Below are 26,125 nucleotides of genomic sequence, written 5' to 3' on the forward strand. Positions count from 1 at the left end.
TTGAAAATTCTAGACAAATACTTATTAAAAACATTCTTCTTTACATTTACCACGGTATTTGTAATCTTATTTTTCATATTCATACTTCAAACAGTATGGCTATTTATTTCAGAACTAGCAGGTAAAGATCTCGACTTAATTTTGGTCGTGAAATTCCTGCTTTTTTCTATGCCTCGTATTATCCCGCTGGTTTTACCGTTATCGGTTTTATTAGCCTCTATTATGACTTTTGGAAATCTGGCCGAAAATTACGAGTTTGCAGCCATGAAGTCTTCAGGAATCTCGCTGCAAAGAGCAATGAGATCCTTGATTATTTTTATTTTCGTTTTAAGTATTGTCGCATTCTGGTTTGCAAACAACGTTATTCCGTATGCCGAATATAAATTTGTTAACTTTAGAAAAAACATCGCACAGGCTAAACCCGCAATGGCTATTGCTGAAGGTCAGTTTAACGATGTCGGCACATACAACATTAAAGTAAACAAAAAATCTGGCAAAAACGGCAATCACTTAACAGATGTAACTATTCACGAGAAAGCGAATAATATGGGTGAAAATAAAACCGTAATTAAAGCTAAAACAGGTGAACTTATCAGCAATGAAAAATCCAGCATTTTAAAACTGGTTTTAAATGATGGCTATTACTACCAAGATGTTACTCCAAAAAAATATGAGGATCGTCCTAAAATGCCTTTTATAAAAGGAAAATTTAAAACGCAGATCATCAATATCGATTTATCTGAACTTAACAAAGTTGATGACAGCAAAGAAAGCATTGATGGAACAAATGCAATGCTGAATGTAAACGAATTGCGCTATACCTTAGACTCTCTGAGCAAGAATCTAGACAACGAAATTGTTTCTTTTTCTGAAAATATTAACCAGCGAGTTGGGATTAAAAAGTCTTATTCTAGTCCACAAAAAAACATCAAGAAAAAACCGCTTCCAAACGATCTTTTATCTATTTATTCTAACAAGGATAAAGTAGATATTTTAAAAATGGCAGGAAGTAATATTAGCAGCAATATTTATTCTATCGAAACTACGCAAAGAGATTTAAAAGATAAAGAACGAGAAATCAACAAACATTATACTGCATTATACGAGAAATTCGTTATTGCTTTTGCTTGTTTTTTAATGTTTTTTATTGGTGCTCCACTTGGCGCTATTATTCGAAAAGGAGGACTTGGACTTCCTATTGTATTTGCCGTTTTAATCTTTATTACTTTCCATTTCATCAATACATTTGGAAAACGAGTATCACAAGAAGGCGGTATGTCTCCATTTTTAGGTTCATGGATGTCATCTTTTGTCCTGTCTCCACTCGCAATATTATTAACCTATCGTGCTACAAACGACAACGGTTTAATTAATTTTGATGCGATTACAACTCCAATTTCACAACTATTTCAGAAAATCTCTGAGCGGTTTTTACCTGCTCAAAAGCAAAAATAATTATGTCAACAACAAAAATACAATTGAATACCATTGAAGAAGCTATAGAAGATATTCGTCAAGGTAAAGTAATCATTGTAGTCGATGATGAGGATCGAGAAAATGAAGGCGATTTTTTGGCTGCTGCCGAAAAAGTAACACCAGAAATGATCAACTTTATGGCTACTCACGGACGTGGGCTAATCTGTACGCCACTTACAGAAAGCCGTTGCAAAGAGCTAGATCTTCGTGCCATGGTAACCAACAATACAGATCATATGGAAACTGCTTTTACTGTTTCTGTTGATTTAAAAGGAAATGGCGTTACAACTGGTATTTCTGCTGCTGATAGATCAAAAACAGTTCAATCATTAGTTGATCCTAATACAAAACCACACGACTTAGCTCGTCCAGGCCATATTTTTCCTTTAATTGCCAAACAAGGCGGTGTTTTAAGAAGAACCGGACATACTGAAGCCGCAATTGATTTTGCTCGTTTGGCAGGATTTAAATCTGCTGGCGTAATCTGCGAAATCTTAAACGAAGACGGGACGATGTCTCGTTTGCCAGAATTGATTAAAGTGGCAAAAAAATTCGATTTGAAATTGGTTTCTATCGAAGATTTGGTCGCTTATAGAATGCAACACGATAGTTTGATCGTAAAGAAAGAAGATTTTGATATCGAAACTCGTTTTGGAACTTTCAGATTAAGAGCTTACGAACAAACGACCAACAAACAAATTCATATTGCTTTAACAAAAGGAACTTGGAATCTTGGCGAACCTATCTTAACAAGAATTCACTCGTCTCAAGTAAACAACGACTTGTTAGGCACGCTAACTAATAATGCAGAACAGCAATTAGACGACATGTTTAAAGTGATTAATGAGAACGGCAAAGGTGCTGTTATCTTTATTAATCAAGACATGACGGCTGTTAACCTTTTAAACAGAATTTCTGAGCTTAAAACATTACAAGCGAACGGAACTTTAAAAGCGCCAAAAGTTATTATTGACAGCAAAGATTATGGTATTGGAGCCCAAATTCTTCATGATTTGGATATTTCTAAAATCAGATTGGTTTCAAATACAGAACAAACAAAACGAGTTGGTATGATTGGATACGGACTTGAAATTATAGAATACGTTAAATATTAATATGGGAACAGTAGAAGAAAGAATTCAAAAATCAGAAACTCGAATTTTTAAAGCGGTTTTCCCTAGTACAACCAATCATTACGATACTTTATTTGGAGGAACAGCGCTGCATTTAATGGATGAAGTTGCTTTTATTTGTGCTACTCGTTTTAGCCGTAAAAAAGTTGTAACGATCTCTACAGGTCAAATTGACTTTAAAAAAGCAATTCCAGCCGGAACTTTAATCGAATTAGTCGCAAAAGTAGATAGCGTTGGAAGAACTAGCTGTAAAATTCATGTTGATATTTTTATGGAACAAATGTATTCTGAGCTTCGCGAAACGGTAGTTTCAGGAACTTTTTCGTTTGTTGCTGTTGATGAAAACAAAAAACCAACTCCAATTTTAGACGATTTGGATTAATTTTTGAAAAAATCTCATTTTCGGAAATACTGATAATTAGACACTTGAAAATTATTCGAAAAAACTTCGAAAAAAAGTCTATAAAAAGTTTTTAGAACCGAAAAACCGTCTTATATTTGCACCCGCAATCAGGCAATGAGAGCAACATACTGGAGAAATGGCAGAGCGGTCGAATGCGGCAGTCTTGAAAACTGTTGACTGTAACAGGTCCGGGGGTTCGAATCCCTCTTTCTCCGCTGAAAGCTTAAAAGAACTTTTGAAAGTTTAGAAAAAGCTAAAAATTGAAAAACCCTTCAAATCAATGATTTGAAGGGTTTTGTTTTTTATACGATTTATAAAATCGTATAAAAATTCCGTGACGCAATCATGGCACAAGTCTCATAGAGATCTTTAGCCTAAATTCTTTGGTAAAAAAACTTCAGCCATCATACATCTTGCGCTTCCTCCACCACAGGCTTCAATTGTATCCAAACTTGAACTTAAAATTTCTGCATGATTCTGCAATTGGGTAATCTGTTTCGGAGTTAAACTTTGATGGGCCGAAGTGCTCATGACAATATATCTTGTATCATCTTTCCCGCGAACTTCCAGCATGTTTCCAGCAAAACTATTCACTTGATCTTCTGTAATGAGAATGATTTCTTTTTTATCTTCTATTAAATTATCCAAAACCATTTTGCGCTCTTTTGTATCATCAATAGAATCTGCACAGATCACTGCAAACGTTTCTCCCAAACACATCATTACATTAGTATGATAAATTAGCTTGCGTTCTCCGTTAACTGTTTGAAAAGCTTTGAAAATTACAGGTGTATAATCAAAATCCTTACAGAATTGTAAAAAAAGCTTTTCATCGGCTCTTGGCGATAGTGCGCAATAGGCTTTTCCGTTTGCTCTATCCAATATTAAACTTCCTGTCCCTTCTAAGAAAATACCATCTTTTTCTGCAGAATTATAATAAATAATATTTGAAATCCCGAAGCCTTTTTCTTCCAAGGTATCCAAAATATCGTCGCGACGTTCTTTCCGACGGTTTTCAGCAAACATTGGATACAAGACTACATCACCAGTTTCATGAAATGAAACCCAATTGTTTGGAAAAATCCTATCTGGAGTATCTGTCTCCAAATTATCATCAACAACGATAACTTCTACTCCAACCGCTCTAAGTTTCTCAACAAAAGCATCAAATTCCTGTTGCGCTTTAGCATTAACAGTACTTGGCAAAAGTCCGTCCAATACTTTTTGATAATAATTGTTTACAGCCGTCTGTTCGTTCATTCTGAATGCAACTGGACGAATCATCAAGATGGAATTTGTTGTCTGTTTCATTTTTATATTTTTTTGTTTGCTTCGACAATTCGGCTAAAGCCTCGTGTCAAGTTTCAGGTTTCAAGTTTCAAGTTTCAAGTTTCAAGTTTTTACAAGACGTGAAACCTGAAATAGAAAAACTATTTTTAATCTCTAATTAATGGAAGCGTTGAACATCTTAGCAAGCCTTCTTGTTTCGAGATTTCGGCATATGGAATCTCTTCAACAGTAAATCCATTCTCGCGAAGCCAATTATTCAATCTTGTAAAATTCTTTTCGGAAACCACCACATTTTCATCGATTGAAAAGACGTTTGAAAACATGTTGTACATTTCGTTTCTTTCAATATGAAATAAATTTTCTTTTCCAAAAAGCTTCACCAAATAACGATAATCTGCTTCTTCGCGGAAACCTCTTTTATAGATGATTCCTTTGTCTTTTCCGACAGGCTGAAAACAGCAATCTAAATGCAAAGCATTATCTCTGGCTTCCAATGAAGATTTTACTAGATCAAATTCTTTTACAATTTTATTCGGAAACAGCGATTTAATATAGTTTACACCATGCATATTGGTTCTCGCAGTGATATAATCTTTATAATCGCTTCCTTTATAAGTACCTATAAAAATATGGTCATTCCAAAGCATAACATCGCCGCCTTCGATATGAACTTCTTTTGGAGGCTGAACTACTTTCAACGGATCAATCTGATCGATTACATATTGTATTGCGTCCAATTCTCTTTCTCTATCCGGCAGAATATTTGATTTCACAAAAACATCATCAATTACAAATCCTATATCTCTAGCAAAAATCTGATTGTAATTTTCAATCATTTCCGGACGGTATACTTTTACTCCATATTTTTTAAAAACAGCATTAAAAGCTTTAATCTCGGCAAGCATATCTTTTTCTATAGGATAAGTTCCTGCTTTAATATGTTCCAATGACTTAGGGTCATAAGCCTCTTCTAATGTTGGATTTGGCCCATTATGAGCTGCAGAACCCAAAACTACAGCTCTGAGCCGAGAGGTTTCGTTCTTTACATTTAGTTGCAACAAGAATCTATTGTACTTTTGAAGATAATAATACATCTTTATTTTATTGATATTTCTTTAGGAGTTAATTAATACACTATTCCGTTCGTTCACTCTTTCAATTTGCCATTTTCTACAAACCACTTTTTCCATACGCCTCCTTTTCCTTCATTCCAGTTATTCAAATTAAATGTATTGGTTCCTGCACTAGTTCCTTTTATCTCATAAACACTAATTGCAACATTATTTAGATTCCATTCTAGTGGATTATTTGGTTTGCAAATTTCTGGCCTATTATCTGGAATCTCATTATTAGGCATTATAAAATAAGCTACATCTTCCTTTGAAGGATAATTGCCAAATACTCTAGCAATTCCTTTATCGTCTATACATACCGAGGTGTATTCCTCACAAGCAATTCCTTTTGCCTGAACTTTATAATCATTTATAATTCGGGCTAAAAAAATTACATGTCTTCCTTTTCTATCGGGGTTATCGTAATGCGTATCGGTAATTACATCTTTTAAAATTGCATTATTTAAAAAAACATCATGTGACAACGTGATTTTAGCATCAAAAGGATTTAATAGTGCTTCTTGTGAAGTTATCGTTCCGTTTTGAGCCGAAAAATAAAAACCTCCCTGAATAGCCATGCCTGCACTGGTTCCTCCTACAACTACTTTTCTCTCAATTATGGTCTTATTAATTGCCTCAGAAATTGGAGTGTTTCGCCAATAGGAAACATACTCCCATTGATCTCCGCCTGCAAACCAAATCGCTTCGGCCTTGTTTATTTTATCCAATATATATTGATCAGAACTCGCTGCTGCATTCTTAAAAACAATGGTTTCAACAGAATTGACCGCAACACCTAAAGAAGTATATAAATAAGAATTATAGCCATCAGATCCAGAAGTTCTTAATATCAAAACATCTCCTCCCTCTGCCCTTTTCAAAAACCATTTCATTGCTTCATCATTTTCTGCAGCTCCTCCCATTAAGCAGATTCCTCCTTGCGGAGCAGTAATTTTATCTACTTTATTTCCTGAAAAATAAGAAACGTAATTTTTGGCTTCTGGTGCTTTTGGAACTGCATTTTCACGATTGTTTTCAGAAGAGCAGGCACTTAAAATCATCAAAAAAGTTATCGCTAGTATTTTCATTTTAGCATCATTTTACCAATTAAATAAATATAAAGGAGGAAGAATCAACAGCATTGACGCTATTAAAAACACCAGCATTCTAGGCAACATCCATTTAAACCATTTGCTATAAGGTATCTTAGCCAAAGAAAGTGCTCCCATTGTAACGCCGCTTGTTGGAATAATAAGATTGGTAAAACCATCGCCTAATTGAAAAGTAAGCACTGCCATTTGCCTACTTATTTCTGATGCATCGCAAATAGGAATAATAATCGGCATGGTTAAAGAAGCTTGTCCTGATCCGGAAGGAATAAAAAAGTTTAAAAACGATTGGAAAAAAAAGATGCATACAGCAGATATCCCTTTTGGCGTGTCTTGTGTTATAGATACAATAGAATTAAGTATGGTATCAATAATTTTACCTTCCTGCGTAATAATTAAAAGCCCTTTAGCCAGTCCAATTACCAAAGCGGCAGTCATCATGTCTTTAGCTCCGAATACAAAAGCATCTATAGCTTCTGATACGGACATTCTATAGATAATGGAAACAAAAAATGCTAAAGCCAAAAATAAGGCCGCAATTTCGTTTATATACCAATTGTAGTTACTAACTCCATAAATTAATATTAGGATTGAAGCAAAAAGTGCATATAAAATAATTTTCCTCGCTGTATCCAATTTAAAATCCGACACCTCTAGATTGTTTTTGCTTTTTTCGTCGGCAAGACCGAACAAGAGACTTTTCTGGGGATTTTTTTCAATTTTTATTGCGTAATGAGTAATTACAGCACAAGCACAAACTGTCAAAACAAACCAGACAAAAATTCTATATTCCATACCGCTAAAAATTGGAATTTGGGCAATACCTTGTGCAATACCGATAGTAAATGGGTTGCTAAAGGCTCCGCCAAAGCCCACACCAGTGCCAACAATTGGAATAGCAGCTCCTACAATTGCGTCATATCCCATAGCTTTTGCCATGGGTACTGTAATCAAAATAAAGATTAGAATCTCTTCGCTCATTCCAAATGTAGCTCCTGCAAAAGAAAATAATACAATTAGAAACGGAACAACAAAAATTTTATGTTTCGGTCTTTTTTGACTAAACTCAATTACATTAAAAAGTCCGGCATTTATGGCACCAGTCAGATTTATAATAGAAAAAGCGCCGCCAACCAAAAAGACAAAAGCAATGATTTGCGATGCCGAAATAAAACCCTTTATTGGAGCTTCTAAAAAAGCTTTAATTCCTTGAGGAGCCGATGCTACATGTTTGTAGGAACCTGCAATAATTTTCTCTGTATTGTTTTCAAGAGATCTATCAAACTCTCCTGCAGGAACTACCCATGTCAAACCAATAAAAAGAATCGTGATCACTAAAATAATGGTGATTGTATCTGGGAATTTTTGGATTAATTTCATTTTCTTTACATTTAAATTTTTCTTCAAAAAGAATGACTTCCAAGAAAATACATATCATTTCTTGTTCATTTATCTTTGACTTGAACTTTAATAAGTTTATATTTTTCCTTGTAACGGCTTTATATTCTAAAACAATTTACAAGAAATCGCCAATAGCTGAAAAGTCGCACTAAAGCTCTTCATTATCCCAAATAAATATCTTCTTTTCTTTCTTTTTTTCATTTACAAAACCGCGATACATTCCCTGAGAGTTGTATGAAAAATTAATATTTCCATCTTTATCAATAGCTATAAGTCCGCCTTCTCCTCCTAGCTGTGTAAGATGACCTTTTATTGTTATTTCAGTTGCTTGCTTAAGAGACATTTTTCCAAATTCCATTAAATTTGAAACCATTGAAGCTACTGTTGCTCTAATAAAATACTCTCCAACACCTGTGCAGGAAACACCGCAAGTCTTATTATTAGCATAAGTACCAGCTCCAATAATTGCAGAATCTCCAATACGTCCATCCAATTTATTAGTCATACCTCCCGTTGATGTTGCTGCCGCTATATTGCCATTTCTATCGATGGCAACAGCTCCAACGGTTCCCATCTTTAAATTAGTGTGATCAAGAAAACTTGCTGTTTCAGAAATTTTTTTCGCTTCTAAAAATTGTTCTTTCCTAAAATCGGTGTCAAAGTAATTATTTTCTACCAGTTCGTGATGAGTTTGCTGCGCTAAATTATCAGCGGCTTCACCCGATATCATTATAAGTTCATTATTTTCTAATAAGCTTTTGGCAAATAAAACTGGATTTTTAATTTTAGCACTATTTGCTACTGACCCAGCCTCTAGAGTAGCTCCATCCATGATTGATGCTTCCAGCAAATGTTTGCCTTCTCGCGAATAGACAGCTCCTTTTCCTGCATTAAAATGAATGCTGTTCTCTAAAACTACAACAGCTGCAGTAACTGCGTCAACGGCATTACCCCCTTTTTCTAAAATTTCTTCTCCAGCATTAAGCGCAAGAATTAAGTCGTTTTTTATTAATTTTTTATCTGTTTCTGATAGATTCTCGGGAGTTATTACACCCGCACCTCCATGTATACAAAGCGCAAATGGCATTTTATTTATCATTTCTTTTTTCTTTTTTTTGAATTTTAAAGAAGACTGCTAAACGAAATACATTTTTATATGGATGAATTCCGTATTAGCAGCTTCTTCTGGGGGATTTTTAATATCCAGGATTTTGTTCTAGTTTGCCATGGGCAATTGTAATTTCATTTTGCGGTATCGGATATACTGTTCTAAAAGCAGGAATATTTAAAATAGAAGTTGCTCTGCCTAATCGAACTATAGTAAACCAATGATGTCCTTCAAAACCTAATTCTCTTTTATTTTCTTCAATCAAAACACTAACAAAAGCATCTAGATCTGGAACATCTATTAAAGCATAAGGTTTTGCAGGCAATGCTCTTTGACGCACTACATTTAAATCGGCCAAAGCCAAAGTTAAATTTTGAGGATTCTTTTTTGCCAATGCCTCTGCACGAATAAGATAGATTTCTGAAAGTTTGATGATAATTGCGTTTCCATCTATTTCACTATCACGAGTTCCATATTTATCGCAATAAACTTCTTTTCCTGAATCATAATACTTATAGCTTCTTGGATCATTGTCATCGTCCATAGGTTTGAAAAAAGAACTGTAATTAGCCGAAACCTCTGGAGGCGAAACAGATAAAAACTCCGTTAAACTATTACCATCAATACCCAAAAATTGTAACTCGAATATAGCTTCGGCTGAACCTTCTACATCATAAATATCATTATACTTTGAATTCAATTTGTAGGTGCTATTGTCAATTACTTTACTGGAGTACAAAATAGCGTTATCATAATCGCCTTTATACAAATAAACCCTTGCAAGCAAAGCTTCAGCGGCAGCTTTTGTAATAAAGAATCTTTTACTGTCGTATTTTAAAATTGCGACGGCTTCTTGTAAATCTGAAATAATCTGCTGATAAGACTGTGCAACAGTAAATCTGGAAATTTCCGTAGCCGATTTTGCATCTAAATAGCGAGTAGAAACAGGAATACCATATTTTGAGTTAAGATCTGTAAACTGTCCGAACTGACGCAAAGCATCAAAATGCCCTAATGCTCTGCAGAAAAGTGCAGTGCCTTTAGAATTATCATCTTTCAGCTGAAGCTCTTCCATTTTTAACAAAATCAAATTGCTGGCATTTACAAGAGTATACACATTTACCCAATTGCTTTGAATGTAAGCATTTGATGGAGGAACAATAGCATTGTCCAACTGAGCGAAACGTTCCTGAAATCCTGTTGCATCGGCATTGCCTCCTGTTAATTCCTGAGCTAATATGAATTCACCTCCATAGTAAGTCCCGTTCTGCATTACATCATATAGCCCTACAGCTGCCGCTTTTAATGAAATATTATCTGTTATCGCTGTTGCAGCCGGGATTTCATCATCTAATTTAGTATCCAATACATCGTCACATCCAAAAACCGTAAAGGCTAGCAAAACAGACAAGAATATCAATATCTTTTTATTTTTCATGATTCTAAGTTTTAAAATGTTGTACTTAATCCTAATGTAAAAGTGCGTGCTTGTCCTAAAGTTCCAAAATCTTCTCCTTGAAGAATATTCAGATCTTGCTGACTTGACGTATTAGTAGAAACCTCTGGGTCAAAACCTAAATAATCTGTTATGGTAAATAAATTTTGAGCTTGTATGTAAAGAGAAAGACTATTTAAGCCTATTTTATGAATAACTTTTGAAGGCAATTTATAAGCAAGACTTAAGGTTTTTAATCTGATGTAATCGCCGTCTTCCAAGAACTGCGTGCTGAAACGCTGCATTTGTCCATCTTTTGTAGAAGGTCTTGGCACATCTGTAATCTGGCCTGGAGTTCTCCAATAATTATCATAAACTCTTTCGCTTATGTTAGAATATGGAATACCACTTTTTGTGTAACCATAATTATCATAAACATGTCGGCTTTGATTGAATATTTTGTTTCCTCCAGAGAATACAAAGTTTGCAGTTAAGGTAAATCCTTTGTAGCTTAGATTGTTGCTCCATCCTCCATAATAAGTTGGCAATGCGCCGCCAACAATTTGCCTGTCAGAGAAATCGATAATGCCATCCTTATTTATGTCTTCAAATTTGGCATCTCCAGTTTGCGGATCCACACCTAAAAATTTAATTAAATACAAAGTACTTACCTCTTGTCCTTCTTTAAGAATATGGTTTCTTCCTACTTCTTCTCCATCATTGATCAATTTTTTAATCTTGTTGTCCAGCAATGTAAAATTTACTCCTGTATTCCATTTAAAATCGTTTCCGTCAAAGACAGCAGCATTTATCCCGAATTCGAATCCTTTATTTTCTATTGCGCCAACATTTTGATAAACAGAGTTAAAACCAGTAAGTCCCGAAACTTTGGCTTGCAATAAAAGATCATCTGTTTGTTTGTTGAAATAATCAGCCGTAATACTAATTCGGTTTTTAAACAATCCTAAATCTAGACCAATATCCAGCTGTTTGGTTTTTTCCCAGCCCAAGTCCGGGTTTTCTAATCGATTAGGCGCTATTCCTGGAACTCCATTGTAATTGGCATTCAAAGTATACGTTCCTCGCCAGTTTGAACCAATTTCCTGATTTCCTGTAAGTCCGTAACTGGCTCTTATTTTTAAATCAGAAATACTTTCAATTTTAAAGAATTTCTCTTTATTAATTCTCCAGGCTACAGATCCCGAAGGAAAATAACCATATCGATTATTCTCTCCAAAACGAGACGAACCATCAGCTCTCAGTGTAAAAGATGCTATATATTTTTCATCGTAAACATAATTTGCTCTTCCAAAAAAGGATTGTAAACCATATTGGTTTCTACCTGAAGAACTAGCGATGATCGTACTTGCTGCCGAAATACTAGATGTTGTATTGGTAGCATACCCTACACCAGACTGGTCTGAAAAACGAGTTTCATTCTCTTGTATTGTCCAGCCCAAAATGGCTCCAAAATTGTGTTTTTCGCCAAATAGTTTATTGTAGTTTAAAGTATTTTCAACAAGCCAATTGGTTTCTTCGTATGTTGCATAAATACCTTCACCTGTTTTGGATTTATTTGTGCCTGAAGGAACATAAGAATCCTCAACTAAGTTGGAATATTCCAATGAAAAAGCAGATTTAAATTTTAAATCCGGTATAATTTTCCATTCAACATATGCTGTACCTTGCACACGAGTAGATTGAGAAGCATTTTTATATTCGTTGGCAATCTGAACTGGGTTTTCAAGCGGCCACCAAGTATTGTATTTAAATGGGTTGGTATAATTTCCCTTTTCATCATAAACTGGTTCTGTAGGATCCCATCCCTGAGCATTAATTACAACTCCATATTCATCATTTTCTCCAATTGTTCGCTGGTGATTGCTTCGTGTTATAAAAAAGGTGTTTCCTATTTTAAATTTTTCGTTAATATTATGATCCAAATTCATTCGAGCACTCAATCTCTTAAAACCTTGGCCTAACTGAATTCCTTCCTGATTATAATAATTTCCACTTAGATAATAGCTTGTTTTTTCACTTCCTCCCTTAACACTAAGATCTAAATTTTGTGTTACGCCAACTCTAAAAATTTCGTCATAAATATTGGTATTAATTCCTTTTGAGGTATCAATCCAATCAAAATAATCAGAACCTAGTCCGTCAAATTCTGCAGCAGTGTTGAAAAATTTTTTAAACTTTTCGCTGTCTACCATTTTTGGATATTTCGAAATTTGTGCAAAAGAAGTGTAATAGTTGACATCCACGGTACTTGCTCCTGTTTTCCCTCTTTTTGTCGTAATTAAAATTACTCCATTAGCACCTCGTGATCCATATATCGCAGCAGCTGCGGCATCCTTTAAAATTGTAAAAGATTCGATATCATTTGGGCTCAAATCTGCTAAAGGATTCACAGGTTGTATATTGGCATTCAATGCTGAATTATTTCTGGATACTATCGGAATTCCGTCTATTATGTACAAAGGCTGGCTACTGGCCGAAATAGAAGAAACACCACGAATATTAACACTTATCGCACTTCCAGGCGTAGCCGATGACGAACTTATGTTAACCCCAGGAGTCTGCCCTTGCAGGCTGTTTTCAAAACTTGAAGAAGTTCCTTGAGGCAAATCTTTGGTTTTTATAGATTGTATACTGGAACTTACATCTTTTTTAGATTGTGTTCCGTAACCAATAATCACCACTTCATCTAGACTTTGGCCTTGGCCTGAAGTCATAGAAACAGTATAATTAGATTTTTCGTCTATAGTAACTTTTTGGGTTTGATATCCCATATAGGACAGTTCTATTGAAGTGCTGTTTTCAGGTACTTGAAGCTGGAATTTTCCATCAAAATCTGTAACTGTGCTTACTTTTGAATTAGGAACAATAACATTGACTCCTACCATGGGAATATTAGATTGTTTGTCTGTAACAGTTCCTTTTATAGTTTTTTGAGCATATGTCGAAATACAGGACAATAGCACAATAAATAGTTTTAGTTTTTTGTTTAGTTTCATTTTCTTAGTTTAAAATTTAACAAGATTGATAATAGAAACACCTTAACAATTCATTAAAATGAAGAGTTTCGGGCATAAAAATCTGTAAAACTGTAAAATGAAAACTTTTAACAATTGAATATTGGTTGCAACCCTTTTAGATAAAGTGATTTGCAATCAATACAACGGTTTAATAAATTGGTAAAATTCATTTGGTTGGGTTTGGTTGAGAAAATAAAAAAATACAATAATGATACTAAACACTTAAGAGTAGTGTTTATGCATCAATTTCTTCAACAATTAAAGATAGGCTGAAGACCTCTTAAGGTAAGAGACTTTGTTTTTATAATTGTATTTGCTTTTCCTGCAATCAAAGTAAACTAATTTTATTTGACGATAAAAGTAGAAAAAAAAATGAACTAAAAAATAAAATACCATATTTTTTATTAAACTTTATTCATGATTTTTGTTTTTACAATGATTTTTATTCACTTTTTTAAGACATAAAATACACAAAACAAATAAAAACTAGAAATACACAACATTTAAAAATACATTTGAAAAATGCTTTGCATACTAATTATCTACCTTTAGGACTTATCTGCCTTTAGGGGCAAATAAGAAAAGTCCAAAATATATTGAAACATTGGTTTTGAATTAGTTAATTGCACTGCAATTTGATCCGACAAACTCCTGAAAATTTCAGTGTAGTGGTCTGCACAATAGATTTGAAAATAATTTTAAAAAAAACTTTCACAATTAAAAAAACGCCTTATATTTGCACTCGCAATCACGCAACGATTGCAACATACTGGAGAAATGGCAGAGCGGTCGAATGCGGCAGTCTTGAAAACTGTTGACTGTAACAGGTCCGGGGGTTCGAATCCCTCTTTCTCCGCCAGATGAAGCTTCAAAAAAAGCTCTAAAAGTCAAAAGCCTTTAAACATAAGTTTAGAGGTTTTTTTGTTTTTGCCCACTAATGCAAGCCATCTTTTTTAAAATTTTGGGATACTTCAAAACACAATCTTTGTTGCTTTTTGAATTCTTATCTTCAAATTCAAAAAATTAACAAAATAATCGCCATTTTTTTGACCAAAACAACGAATTTCATGCTATATATTCGAAAAATTATCCCATTTACTCATAAAAGTTATAGATTTGCTTTAAAAACGTAAGCAATTTTATTCCTTAAATGGAGAATACCAAAACAGATATTTTTTTATGGCAGCAGATTAAAAAAGGTGATATTACCTCCTTTGAAAAGCTATATGATATCTATGCTGATGTTTTACTTACTTTCGCTTTACAATATACTAACGAACCTACAATTGCTAAAGATGCAATTCATGATGTCTTTTTGGACATTTATAAATACCGAAATGGTCTTGCTGAAAGCGTAAACGTTAAATCGTACTTATTTAAAATTACGCAGAGAAACATTTTAAAAAAGAATAAAGCTTCTCAAAAAATATTTCATATAAATACTGATTACGATACAGTTACACCCAAAGAAGAGTCTTTTGAAGAAACTTTAATTGAAGAAGAAAACAATTTAGAGTTGAACTCAAAATTGGCTTATGCTATGCAGGATCTTACCGAAAAACAACGTACCGCACTATTTTACAGATTCAATGAAGACAAACCTTATGAAGAAATTGCTTCAATTTTAGGCATTTCTATTGAGTCTTGCAGAACACTGATATACAGATGTTTGAAAGAACTTCGAAAAAAACTTTAAAAAAAGGTTATTTTTTTTGTCTATGTTTTTAAAGGGTTGTTCTCTATAGAAATATAGACCCCATAAAAAACATCGCCTTGCAAATTAATTTTAATAAAATATCAAATGATGAAAAAGAATCCTTAAAGGATCGAATTCATCTTGGACTAATCGAGCTTCAGCAAGAAGAATCGAGAAAAAGGAGAAAGAAAAGACTCCTAATCTATTCTGCAGCTGCAAGTGTTGTTTTATTAGTCTCTCTATCTGTATTTATCAATCGTAATAATACTGTAGGCAGTAAACCGCAAACAGCATTAGAGCAATTTACCGCAAGTAATACTTCGACTGATTCTAATATTGATTTAGAAGAAATCTCACTTGTTTTACAAGACAAACAAACTATCGCGGTGCAAGATAGTGCTGTTATCAGCTATGGCAAAAATGGAGAAAAAGTTACGGTTGGAAAACAAGCTATAAACACAAATTCAAGCGCAGCTGCCTTTAATACGGTGCGTGTTCCTTATGGAAAAAGAACACAGATTGTATTAACAGACGGAACAAGAGTATGGCTGAATTCTGGCTCTTCCCTAATCTATCCGACTCAATTTGATGGTTCTATCCGTGAAGTTTATTTAACAGGAGAAGCCGCTTTTGATGTAGCGCATGATAAAACCAAACCTTTCTTTGTAAAAACAAAAGAATGTAATGTACGCGTGCTTGGAACTGTCTTTAATGTAAGTTCTTATCCTGAAGACAAAACCGTTCAAACTGCTTTATTAGAAGGAAAAGTAAGAATTACTTATGCTAAAAAAGGACTTTTAAGCAATCAGGAAATTCAGGAAGATTTGACTCCAGGAATGATTGCAACGATCAATAAAGATAAAAAACAGCTCAAAGTAGAAAGAAAAGAGGTAGAATCTATCTTGTCTTGGCGTGAAGGCTATTTTACTTTCAGAAGTGAAGACTTGAATACGATTTTAAGCAAGCTTTCAAAATATTATAAAATTGAATTTATTAAAGGTTCAAACTTGAATCTAGAAACCAATTATTCAGGATCTTTTGCCTTAAATGAAAATCTGAATTCGCTGGCAAGTACATTATCCAGTATTACCAACAGCACATGTACTGTGAACGCAAACCAAAGAACTATTACAATTAAATAAAAAAAGCAATTCTAAAAACCACCAAAGCCTATGATATAAGACCAAAAGTAAACATATCAACCCTTATTTGTAAAAACTAACCAAAAAAAAAACCAAAAGATGTTGGCGCATCTTTTGGCAATGTAGAACAGTAGTCAACGTGAGTTGACTGCATCTTAATTCAAAACAAAATTATGAATAAAAAACATAATTCAGAAAAGTATTTTTCTGGACGATACCACTATTACCTATATCTGCTGCTTATGAGATCTATTACTGCATTTATTTGGATAAGTATGTGTAGTTTATATGCGAACCCTTCTTTAGGTCAAAATAAAATACATGTTCGTTTCAAGAACACTCCGCTAATTGACTTCTTCTCTACTTTGGAAAAGCAGACTAATTATGTCTTCTTCTATAATGATGATGTCCTTAAAAGTCCTAATACGATTACTTTAGAAAAAGATGCTCCATTAGAGGAAATTTTAAACAATGCCTTAAAAAGCAATAATCTAACTTATGATATTATTGACAAACAGGTTGTTGTAAAAAGAAATAATAAAAAAGCAGTACAATTAGAATACGAACTAACAGGGAAAGTAACCGATAAAAAAGGCGCACCACTTATTGGAGTAAATGTTGTCTTGAAAGGAAAACAAACTTGGGATATTACCAGAAAAGAAGGCGATTATCGCATGAGAGTCGCTCCAAATGATACTATCGTTTTTAGTTCGTTGGGTTTTAAAACGGTAACTATTCCAGTAAATAATAAGAGAGTAATTGATGCTGTGCTTGTTCCCGATGTAATGGAACTTCATAGTGTAGAGATTACCGTTTCTAACGGATATACCGAAATTCCAAAAGAAAGAGTAACCGGAGCTATTGGTTTAATTACTGCAAAAGAATTGGCAGAAGTGCCTACAGTAGATATTCAATCAAGGCTAGAAGGAAAAATTGCCGGTGTAAATGTAGATCCAAGAACAGGTTCTATTAGCGTGAGAGGAACTAATAATTATGGAGGAACAGGACAGCCATTAATCGTAATTGATGGTTTTCCGCAATCGAGAGAAGATTTTGCTTTCTCTAAAAGAGGTGTTCCGGGATCTTCTATTTTAAGTTATCTTAATCCAGATGATGTAGAAAGCATTTCGGTTTTAAAAGACGCTGCTGCGAGTTCGATCTGGGGTTCTGCAGCCGCCAACGGTGTCATTGTAATTACAACCAAAAAAGGCAAAAAAGGAGAACCCGTTATAAATTTCAACACCACTACAACGGTAGGCGAGAAAATTGATTTGGGAAAACTGCGCGTCATGAATTCAGCTCAATACATTGATTACGAAAAAGATCTTGTAAACGGCGGTTTCGCTGCTGACAATATTTCGAACTGGCAAGCTCTTAATCCAAGCGCAGCACAGGAAATAATGTTTAGACAAAAAAGAGGCGAAATTTCTTTGGCTCAAAGAGATCTTCTTCTAAACCAGTTAGGACAAAATAATAATTTGGATCAGATAGACAGATACTTATTAAGGAACTCATTTACTACACAATACGACTTATCTATAAATGGTGGAAACGAAAAAAGCACCTACTATTTGTCTTTAGGTTATAATAAAGATAATGCGGCGATGCAGGGAAATGATTCTAAATCGTATAATATCACATTAAACAACTCCTTTCAGCTCAAAAGTTTCTTAAAACTGAATACGGGAGTCAACTATGTTCCAACAACATACCAAACCAATACTGTTGCAAACGAAGCCTTATCAAATGTATCCGCTACGGCTTTGCGTCCGTATGATATGATTGCCGATGAAAACGGAAATGGCATTAGCCGTTATTTTCTTTTCACGCCAGCAGTATCAAAAGGATTCGAAGCAAAAGGTTATTTACCTTGGTCTTACAATTATTTAGATGAACTGAATTATTCTAATGTAATAACCAAAGGAGCCAATTTAAGATTAAATGCAAGTTTAACAGCAACAGTTACAAATTGGTTAAATTTTGAAGCATCGGGAATGTATACTTCCATAACAAATAAAACCAAATCTTTGAGTGAGTTGGATAGTTATTATACCCGAAACATGATCAATCAGGCAACATCTGTTAACTCTGCTGGAAAATTAGTGTATGGTATACCGCTTGGATCTTATTTATCTAATACGAATACTAACAATGACACTCAGAGCATGCGTTTTCAGATGAATATCAATAAAAATTTTAACGAAGATAACAGTTTACACTTTTTAGCAGGTACAGAAATCAGAGAAGAACGCAGAGAAGGTTCCAGTCAAAGATACTATGGCTACAATACGGACACTAACTCAGGACAAGCCATAAATCCAACAGTTTATTACACTACCGTTTACGGATGGCAGAGTATAATTGGAAGCTCAGATACTAGTATTAGTAAATCAAGAAACCGTTATTTATCGTACTACGGATTAGGCTCGTATGATTTTATGAACCGTTACCATATTTCAGGAAGTGTTCGTTTTGATGACACCAACCTATTAGGAGCTTCCAAAAAAAATAGAGCTGTACCACTATGGTCTGCAGGAGCAAAATGGGATATAAATAAAGAGTTTTTCTTAAGAGATGTTAGCTGGCTGAGCACTTTAGCCTTTAGAGCTACTTACGGTAAAGCGGCAATCTCTCCTGCTGGTGGTTTTGGAAGCCAAAGCCCAATAATTAGCATTGGATCTGTCGATTTTAATACGCAATTGCCAATTGGATCTATCAGTGTTCCTGAAAATCCTGAAATTAAATGGGAAACAACCACAACAACAAATTACGGTTTAGATTATGGTTTTTTCAACAATCGTTTACGAGGAAGTGTTGATTTATACTATAAAAAAACAAATGACATTTTAGTAAGTCTGCCATTTAATCCAACTTATGGCTGGTCTTTTGTAAATTATAACACTGGAACTTTAAAAGGACATGGAGTAGATTTTACTATTTCAGGAGCTATTTTTAATGCTGGATTTAAATGGAACAGTACTGTAAATCTTGGTTACAATACTAATGAAGTTACAGACTCTCGTTTTAAAGCAACAACTACTAACCAATATCTGTCTGGTGTAACCACAGAAGGCAAAACGATTGGATATGTTTATGCCTACGATTGGGCAGGATTAGACAGCAACGGACAATCTACCATACGCAAAAAAGACGGTACAATTGTAAATTCAAGTCAGGGAATTGCTGCAGTAGATAAAGACGATCTAAAGTATATGGGAACTACATTTGCTCCTTATTCTGGAGGTTTCATGAACGATTTCTCGTTTAAAAACTTCAGGCTTGGAGTTCAAATCACGTATTATGGTGGGCATGTGTTTAGAAATACAGTTTTACAAAATTACCCTTCTTACGTAGGAGTACAAAACGGAGCCGTTGCAAAAGACGCACTTGTTGCAGATCGCTGGAGACAACCTGGAGACGAAGCAAATACTAATGTTCCTGGTTTGACCAATATCGGTTTTAATAGTTTAAACCGTTATCAAATGGCAGATATTAATGTACTTCCAGCAGATAACATTAGATTACAGCAAGTTTCATTAGGTTATAATGTGCCAAGCCAATGGTTAGAAAAAACTTTTATAAAATCATTGAGTTTTAATTTCGCAGCCAGGAATTTAGGATTGTTATGGGTTAAAAACGATTTAGGAATTGACCCTCAGTATTTGTCAAACAACAACTACAATACACTTCCTCCACAGCGTACATACTCTTTACAATTTAACTGCGGTTTTTAATTTTAAAAAACAGATTTATGAAATTTCTTAAATTCACACTATATATTCTGCCTGCACTTCTACTAAACTCTTGTAGAGATTATGTTGAAGTAGAGCAAGTTGGAAACAACAGAATTTTAAAATATACTTCAGATTACAGAGCCATTGCTAATGCCTACAACGACATTAGTGGTTCTGGAGGTATTTATTTATTGGCCAATGCCGATGTAGAATTTCCTACGACCTATCAAAATGGTGTAAGTACCATTTGGGCAAACAGCTATACATGGCAGGATAGAATCTACGATCCGTCTCAGGGCGACTCAGACTATATCGGATTATACAAAGCCGTTTATTACAGTAATGTTCTTCTGGACGGCGTTATGAGCAGTGAAAAAGGAACAGATGCCGAGAAAAAAGAAATCTATGCTGAAGCTTTTGTTCATAGAGCATTTGCATACCTTCAGTTAGTAAATACTTACGGTCCTCAGTTTGATCCAGCTTCTGCTAATTCAGAAAAAGCGGTCCCGCTATTATTAAAACCAGAACTATTTTCGTCATTAGACAGAAGTACAGTTGGTCAGATTTACGATCAGATTATTTCTGATTTAAAGAGTGCTTTGGCAAATGATATCCAGGATACACCTCCTTTTAACGTGCTTCCATCCAAAAAAGCAGCTTATGCATTATTGGCAAGAACGTACCTTTATATGGGCCAATATCAACTAAGTCTTGAAAATGCGGAGAAAGCTTTACAAATGCAAAATGGATTAATTGATTTAAAAACATTTGCTACTGGTTACAGTTATCCCGTTTTAATTCAGAATCCTGAGGTTATATTCTCTAAAACTTTGCTATTAACGTATAACAGAGCACCTCTTTCTAATGATTTGCTCAGTAGTTTTGGAACCACCGATTTGCGTTATGATTACTACACCATTCCTGGTAATATTGCTATTTCTCCAACTTACACCGGAAGAGGTTTTGGAATTGCCACCTATAGCACTACAAACGGAATTAACGTTGGAGTTTCGGTTCCCGAAATGTATTTAATCGCTGCTGAATGTTATGCCAGAGCAGGACAAACTCAAAAGGCCGTGGATTATCTTAATATTCTTAGAGCAAAAAGATTCAGAGCCAATGCCGCATATCAAGTAAGCGCTACAACAAGTACCGAAGCTCTGAATCTTGTTTTAACAGAAAGACAAAAAGAATTTATAGGAAGAGGTTTCCGCTGGTTCGATCAGCGAAGATTAAATCTTGATCCGGCTTTTCAGAAAACATACACACGAATTTTTAAAGGAAATACCTTTACCCTTGCTCCTAACAGCGATGGATATGTATTCCCAATCAACCAAAATTACATCGATTTAAACCCAGAACTGGGCAAATAAATTCATTACAATGTTAAAAAAATTAAATATCAAGCTTTTGGTATTGGCGTTTTGCGTCCTTACCTTACCTGTTTCGGCTCAAGAAGTTACATCCAGATTACAAGGAATGGCAGACATTCCTATTCCTGGAGCAACTATAAATATGACTTATGATCCAAAAGGCGGTCCACTAGAAAATATTAAAGAAATCAACGGTTACGCTTATGTTTTCAACGACTACAGATGGGAAATTGAAGATATTAAAATGAAAAAAAATGGAAGTACGTGGAGTGCCGATTTTACGGTTCCGAAAAATTGTGCATTCATGGCTTTCAAATTCTATGGTAATACCGAAAATGGATTAGTTACAGACACCAATCAAGACAAAGGATATATGCTGGTGGCTTTTAAAGAACCAAAAGTAAAAATGCCTGGAGCCGATTTGGCTTGGGCAACTTTTAGAAATAAAAACTTCAACGGAGAATTTAGCGGGTATTTTAAAGACTTTTCTATTGATGGAGATGCAACCGAATATTGGTTAAAAAAAGAAGTTCAAGACCATCCAGACAGATTTCCTGAATTTTTTGACACCTACATCAAAATCTTGAAAAAACAAAAACCTGAAAAATTTGAGGAGATTGCACCTAAAGTTTTAACGCAATTTGCAAAAAATACGAAAGGAATGCCCGAAGAAGTTTTTATAAAACTCCGCAATATTTATTTGTTTGATTTAAAAGATCAGAAAAAAGCAGATTCTTTAGAAACAGTTATTCAGAAGCAATTTCCAAATGGTGCGTATTTAAGGTTTAATACCTATCAAAAAATCAATAAAATTGCTGATGCGACTGAGAAGTATAAAGCGGCTAATCAATTTTTAACTGATTTTCCATACAGTAAAGAAGTGCCTGCATCACAAAATTATCTGTATGACAATATTGTAAAAATAAAATTTGGGTATTATTTCGAAACTAAAGATTACAAAAATATTCTGGCTCTGATTCCAACAATGAATTTTGCCTCAATCAATGATGGTTATCACCAGTATATTTCTAAAGCTTTATATCTAAAATCTGTAGATCCAGCGGTAATCGAAACAATGGCTGTGCCTATGATAAAAGAAATGAAGGCAAAAGTAAATGACCTGTCTTATATGCAAGGAATTTACTGGTCACCCAATCAGGCAACAGAAAATGCTAAAAATCAATTGAACACCGAATTAGTAATTCAGATTCGTATGTTCGATATGCTGAAAAAGTACAAAGAAGTTCTGGAAACTTTTGATGCGCTTCCATTAGAAAAACGTTACGAAAAAGCAAGCATTAACGACATACACGTAAGAGCTTTAGAAGCATTAAACAAACCTATTATCGAGGTATTGAAAAATGCGGCAAGAAGAAATACTTTATCAGAAGGAATGACGGCTAAATTGAAAGAAGCGTATTTAAAAGAAGGCAAAAAAGAAAGTGATTTTCCTGCTTATTTAGAGCAGCTGAAAAAAGAAAACAAGTCTGAAGAAAAAATCGCTTTAATCGATATTGCCGCTCCTGCCATTAAAGTTCAGGGAACCGATGGAAAAACAAAGCAACTGGATTTAAACAACGGTAAAATTATCGTAATCGATTTTTGGGCAACTTGGTGCGGACCTTGTAAAAAGGCTTTTCCAGCAATGCAGCAATTGGTTACCAACTTCAAAGAAGACCAACAAGTCGAAGTGTACTTTATCAGCACTCAAGAAAATCATGAAGGTTACAAAAAAGCAGCTGTTGCTTATCTAAAAGAAAAAGGATTAAAACTAGATACTTATTTTGATTTAGTAAAAAAAGGCGGTTCTACAAACAATGAATCTTTCTCAAAGTATGCAGCAATTTTCAAATCTAGCGGTATCCCAAGAAAAGTAGTAATCAAAAACGGGAAAATTCGTTTTACTTCTGAAGGTTATTCTGGAAATCCAGGACAATTGGTTGATGAACTTACAGGCGTTATCAATGCTTTAAAGAACGAATAATTCGCTTTCTGAAAATCTAATTATATGAAAAAAATAGTCTTACTATGTACATTCGCTTTGAGTGTACATAGTTTATCTGCACAGAAAAAAACAGTTGACGAATCGGCTTATCAGTCGTGGGAGAGAATTAATAGCAAATCTTTATCCTATACTGGTAAATGGATGTCGTACAGTACTGTATTTCAAGAGGAAGAAAAAGAAAATAAAAAGCAGATTATTGTTCAAGAAGCTCCAAAAGGAAAACGTCTGGTTTTTGAGAATATCGGTGATCTGAAATTCATTGGAAAAAAAGACTGGATTCAGTACACTAAGAAAGACAGTACTATACTCCAAAATTTAAAAACGGGAGCAAAAAGACTTTGGAAAACAAAACATTATACCAATGCTCTTGCAGGAACTGATTTTCTATATTATACGCGTCCAGAGGCTGAAAAAGGTCCATTTTTTCTCCAACGTTTGGTTTGTTACAATTTAGAAAGTAATGACAGTATTGCTGTAAACAACATCAAATCGTCTCGTTTTTTAAAAAACAAATCCATTGTGTACGCCCAAATCGAGAAAGACAAAGTGTTTCTAAAACACGGAAATCCAGGCGGTAAACAAGAAACTATCTATAGTGGAAAAGCTTCTGATTTTGGAGATTTTCAATTAAACGATAAAGAAAACGGTGGAACTTTTACCTTAAAAGGAAATAACAGTGCCGATTTTAATATGGTTTATTATTTTAATCTCAATACTAATGCAGCAAAAGTCTTATTCAATTATGATGAAATCAAGTTAAGCGAGTCTGGTTATTCAATTTCAAAAACAGCGTACGGATTAAATGAAAACAGTCGTTTCATCAGCTTGTCAGTAAACTCGAATAAGCGTCCAGAAAATATTCAAATTCCTAAATCGGGTGTTGAAATCTGGAGATCGAATCAAGGAACTATGGAACGCAGACAGGAATTATTGAGAAATTCAAAAACACTTCCAAGCGAGCAGAAATTTCTTTATGATATCCAAAATAAAAAAGTAATCAAAATTGCTTCAACTGGTGAGTTTGATCAGGTTTTAACACCAGAATCTGGCAGTTTTAAAGGCGTTTTTGGTTTAGATAAAAAACCTTACGCTGTAGAAGTAGACTGGACTTTTAACGAACGTAATGATGTTTACTGGATCGATGCCGAGACAGGAAAATCTACAAAAGTATTGACAGGCGTTTTTGGCAGTCCAACTTGGAATCCGCAAGGAAGTTTTGCTGTTTTTTATGATGAAAAGGCAAAAGTCTGGACCGTTTTTGACAGCAATTCTGTGCAATTCAAAAATATCAGTTTACAAATTCCTTTTCCAATTTCAGATGATAATGTAGATATGAAATCGGCAAATACCGCTTACGGAATCGCAGGTTGGTTACATAACGGAAACACAGTCGTTTTATACGATCAGTTTGATTTGTGGGCTATTGACCTGACCAATCAAAAAAAGGCATATTCGATAACGCAGCAGTATGGAAGAAAAAACAAAATTGAACTTCGATACGGAGAACAAGGTTATATTGGGAATCTAGACAACAAAAAATCCATTACACTAAATGGTTTCGATACAGAACATAAATCGAAAGGTGTTTATAAATTAATTGATGCCAATTCTATTGCAAAAGTATTCGCTCCTTCAGAATATAACGTACACATTGAAGAAGTATCTGGAGATAATTCGAGTGTTTTATTTTCTAAAGAAAGCTATAGTACTTTTCCAGATTTATGGTGGGGAATTGAAAATTTTAAATCACAGCAAAGAATTACCAACATCAATCCACAGCAGAAAGATTATGCTTGGGGAACAGCGAAATTACTGACGTGGAAAAGTTTTAGCGGCAAAGAAAACCAGGGAAATCTATATCTTCCGGACAACTATGACAGCAAAAAAACATATCCTGTAATTGTTCATTTTTACGAAAAACATACCGAGGAATTTAATCAGTACCATCAGCCTGAAGTCAGCACTTCCAATATTAATATTCCAACTTTTGTAAGCCAGGGTTATATTGTTTTTCAGCCTGATGTACATTATACGTATGGTGATGTTGGAAACAGCATCTACAATGATGTCATCAGCGGGGTTGAATATTTAATTTCAAAAGGCATTACGGAGAAAGGCAAAATTGGAATTCAGGGACATAGTTTTGGCGGTTACGAAACTTCTTTCTTAACTACAAAAACAGATCTTTTCAGCTGTGCAATTGTGGGTTCTGGGGTAAGCAATTTTACTGCCAATTATCCTGTAATGCGATCCAATGGTATTTCGACGATGTTTAAATACGAAGCCGATCAATATCGTATGGGAAGTTCTATGCACGATAATCTGGACGGATACATCAAAAATTCGCCTATTTTTTCGGCTAAAAACATCCAAACGCCAATCCTTATTTTTCACAATGATAATGACCGTGCAGTGCCTTATCAGGAAGGGCAATCTTTGTTTTTTGCGCTTCGCCGTTTAGGAAAAACAGCTTTATTAATTAACTACAAAAAAGAAGGCCATACTTTGGATGATGCTGCCAATAGAAAAGATTGGACGCTCAAAATGCAACAGTATTTTGACTTCTATTTAAAAGGGCGCGCGCGCCCAGACTGGATGTAATATAAGCCGATACATTTATACAACCCAAAGACTGTTATTTGGAGGTTTCTTATGAGACCTTCAAACTAA

At 34.5% G+C, this 26,125-nt stretch carries 16 protein-coding genes and 2 tRNA genes; 11 read left to right on the plus strand and 7 right to left on the minus strand.

Annotated elements, in window-relative coordinates; all coding sequences use genetic code 11:
- From J7574_RS20530 to J7574_RS20545, 4 genes are all read left to right on the plus strand, one after another.
- Positions 1-1,455 (plus strand): LptF/LptG family permease, encoded by a 1,455-nt coding sequence (locus J7574_RS20530; protein WP_290973229.1) that lies wholly within the window; start codon positions 1-3, stop codon positions 1,453-1,455.
- Positions 1,456-1,457: 2 nt separating this feature from the next.
- Complete coding sequence (gene ribB, locus J7574_RS20535; protein WP_290973232.1) at positions 1,458-2,591, plus strand: 3,4-dihydroxy-2-butanone-4-phosphate synthase; 1,134 nt, start codon at positions 1,458-1,460, stop codon at positions 2,589-2,591.
- Position 2,592: 1 nt separating this feature from the next.
- On the plus strand, positions 2,593-2,991 hold the full coding sequence (locus J7574_RS20540) for an acyl-CoA thioesterase (protein WP_125721663.1): 399 nt from the start codon (positions 2,593-2,595) through the stop codon (positions 2,989-2,991).
- 151 nt (positions 2,992-3,142) lie between these two features.
- Positions 3,143-3,227: transfer RNA gene (locus J7574_RS20545), tRNA-Ser, on the plus strand.
- A gap of 154 nt (positions 3,228-3,381) precedes the next feature.
- On the opposite strand, the gene ctlX is transcribed toward J7574_RS20545, so the two are convergent.
- The 7 genes from ctlX to J7574_RS20580 all read right to left on the minus strand — a co-directional run bounded on the left by ctlX (position 3,382) and on the right by J7574_RS20580 (position 13,484).
- Positions 3,382-4,323, minus strand: a complete 942-nt coding sequence (gene ctlX / locus J7574_RS20550) for a citrulline utilization hydrolase CtlX (protein WP_290973238.1) — start codon at positions 4,321-4,323, stop codon at positions 3,382-3,384.
- A gap of 125 nt (positions 4,324-4,448) precedes the next feature.
- The gene (locus J7574_RS20555) at positions 4,449-5,363 is read right to left on the minus strand and encodes a dimethylarginine dimethylaminohydrolase family protein (protein WP_290973545.1); all 915 of its coding nucleotides are present in this window, start codon (positions 5,361-5,363) and stop codon (positions 4,449-4,451) included.
- A gap of 86 nt (positions 5,364-5,449) precedes the next feature.
- Positions 5,450-6,502 carry a cyanophycinase gene (locus J7574_RS20560; protein WP_290973241.1) on the minus strand — a complete coding sequence of 351 codons (1,053 nt, stop codon included), beginning with the start codon at positions 6,500-6,502 and terminating at the stop codon, positions 5,450-5,452.
- Between the two features lie 12 nt (positions 6,503-6,514).
- Complete coding sequence (locus tag J7574_RS20565; protein WP_290973244.1) at positions 6,515-7,903, minus strand: Na+/H+ antiporter NhaC family protein; 1,389 nt, start codon at positions 7,901-7,903, stop codon at positions 6,515-6,517.
- A gap of 169 nt (positions 7,904-8,072) precedes the next feature.
- Positions 8,073-9,023: an isoaspartyl peptidase/L-asparaginase family protein gene (locus J7574_RS20570; protein ID WP_290973247.1), complete on the minus strand. Its 951-nt coding sequence runs from the start codon at positions 9,021-9,023 to the stop codon at positions 8,073-8,075.
- Positions 9,024-9,120: 97 nt separating this feature from the next.
- Complete coding sequence (locus tag J7574_RS20575) at positions 9,121-10,470, minus strand: RagB/SusD family nutrient uptake outer membrane protein (RefSeq protein WP_290973250.1); 1,350 nt, start codon at positions 10,468-10,470, stop codon at positions 9,121-9,123.
- Between the two features lie 11 nt (positions 10,471-10,481).
- Positions 10,482-13,484 (minus strand): TonB-dependent receptor, encoded by a 3,003-nt coding sequence (locus tag J7574_RS20580; protein WP_290973254.1) that lies wholly within the window; start codon positions 13,482-13,484, stop codon positions 10,482-10,484.
- A gap of 792 nt (positions 13,485-14,276) precedes the next feature.
- Between J7574_RS20580 and J7574_RS20585 the strand changes: the two genes are divergently transcribed.
- The 7 genes from J7574_RS20585 (at position 14,277) to J7574_RS20615 (ending at position 26,056) form a co-directional block, all read left to right on the plus strand.
- A tRNA-Ser gene (locus tag J7574_RS20585) sits at positions 14,277-14,364 on the plus strand.
- 291 nt (positions 14,365-14,655) lie between these two features.
- Positions 14,656-15,201, plus strand: a complete 546-nt coding sequence (locus J7574_RS20590) for a sigma-70 family RNA polymerase sigma factor (protein WP_290973256.1) — start codon at positions 14,656-14,658, stop codon at positions 15,199-15,201.
- A 77-nt stretch (positions 15,202-15,278) separates the two neighbouring features.
- Positions 15,279-16,343, plus strand: coding sequence for a FecR family protein (locus tag J7574_RS20595; protein ID WP_290973258.1), 1,065 nt, complete (start codon positions 15,279-15,281; stop codon positions 16,341-16,343).
- A 173-nt stretch (positions 16,344-16,516) separates the two neighbouring features.
- Positions 16,517-20,077, plus strand: a complete 3,561-nt coding sequence (locus tag J7574_RS20600; protein ID WP_290973261.1) for a SusC/RagA family TonB-linked outer membrane protein — start codon at positions 16,517-16,519, stop codon at positions 20,075-20,077.
- A 17-nt stretch (positions 20,078-20,094) separates the two neighbouring features.
- Positions 20,095-21,450, plus strand: coding sequence for a RagB/SusD family nutrient uptake outer membrane protein (locus tag J7574_RS20605; RefSeq protein ID WP_290973264.1), 1,356 nt, complete (start codon positions 20,095-20,097; stop codon positions 21,448-21,450).
- 10 nt (positions 21,451-21,460) lie between these two features.
- Positions 21,461-23,434, plus strand: a complete 1,974-nt coding sequence (locus J7574_RS20610; RefSeq protein WP_290973268.1) for a TlpA disulfide reductase family protein — start codon at positions 21,461-21,463, stop codon at positions 23,432-23,434.
- A gap of 24 nt (positions 23,435-23,458) precedes the next feature.
- Positions 23,459-26,056 carry a prolyl oligopeptidase family serine peptidase gene (locus tag J7574_RS20615; protein WP_290973270.1) on the plus strand — a complete coding sequence of 866 codons (2,598 nt, stop codon included), beginning with the start codon at positions 23,459-23,461 and terminating at the stop codon, positions 26,054-26,056.
- Positions 26,057-26,125: the final 69 nt, after the last annotated feature.

Source organism: Flavobacterium sp., from assembly GCF_017744675.1.
Taxonomy (GTDB): Bacteria; Bacteroidota; Bacteroidia; order Flavobacteriales; family Flavobacteriaceae; genus Flavobacterium.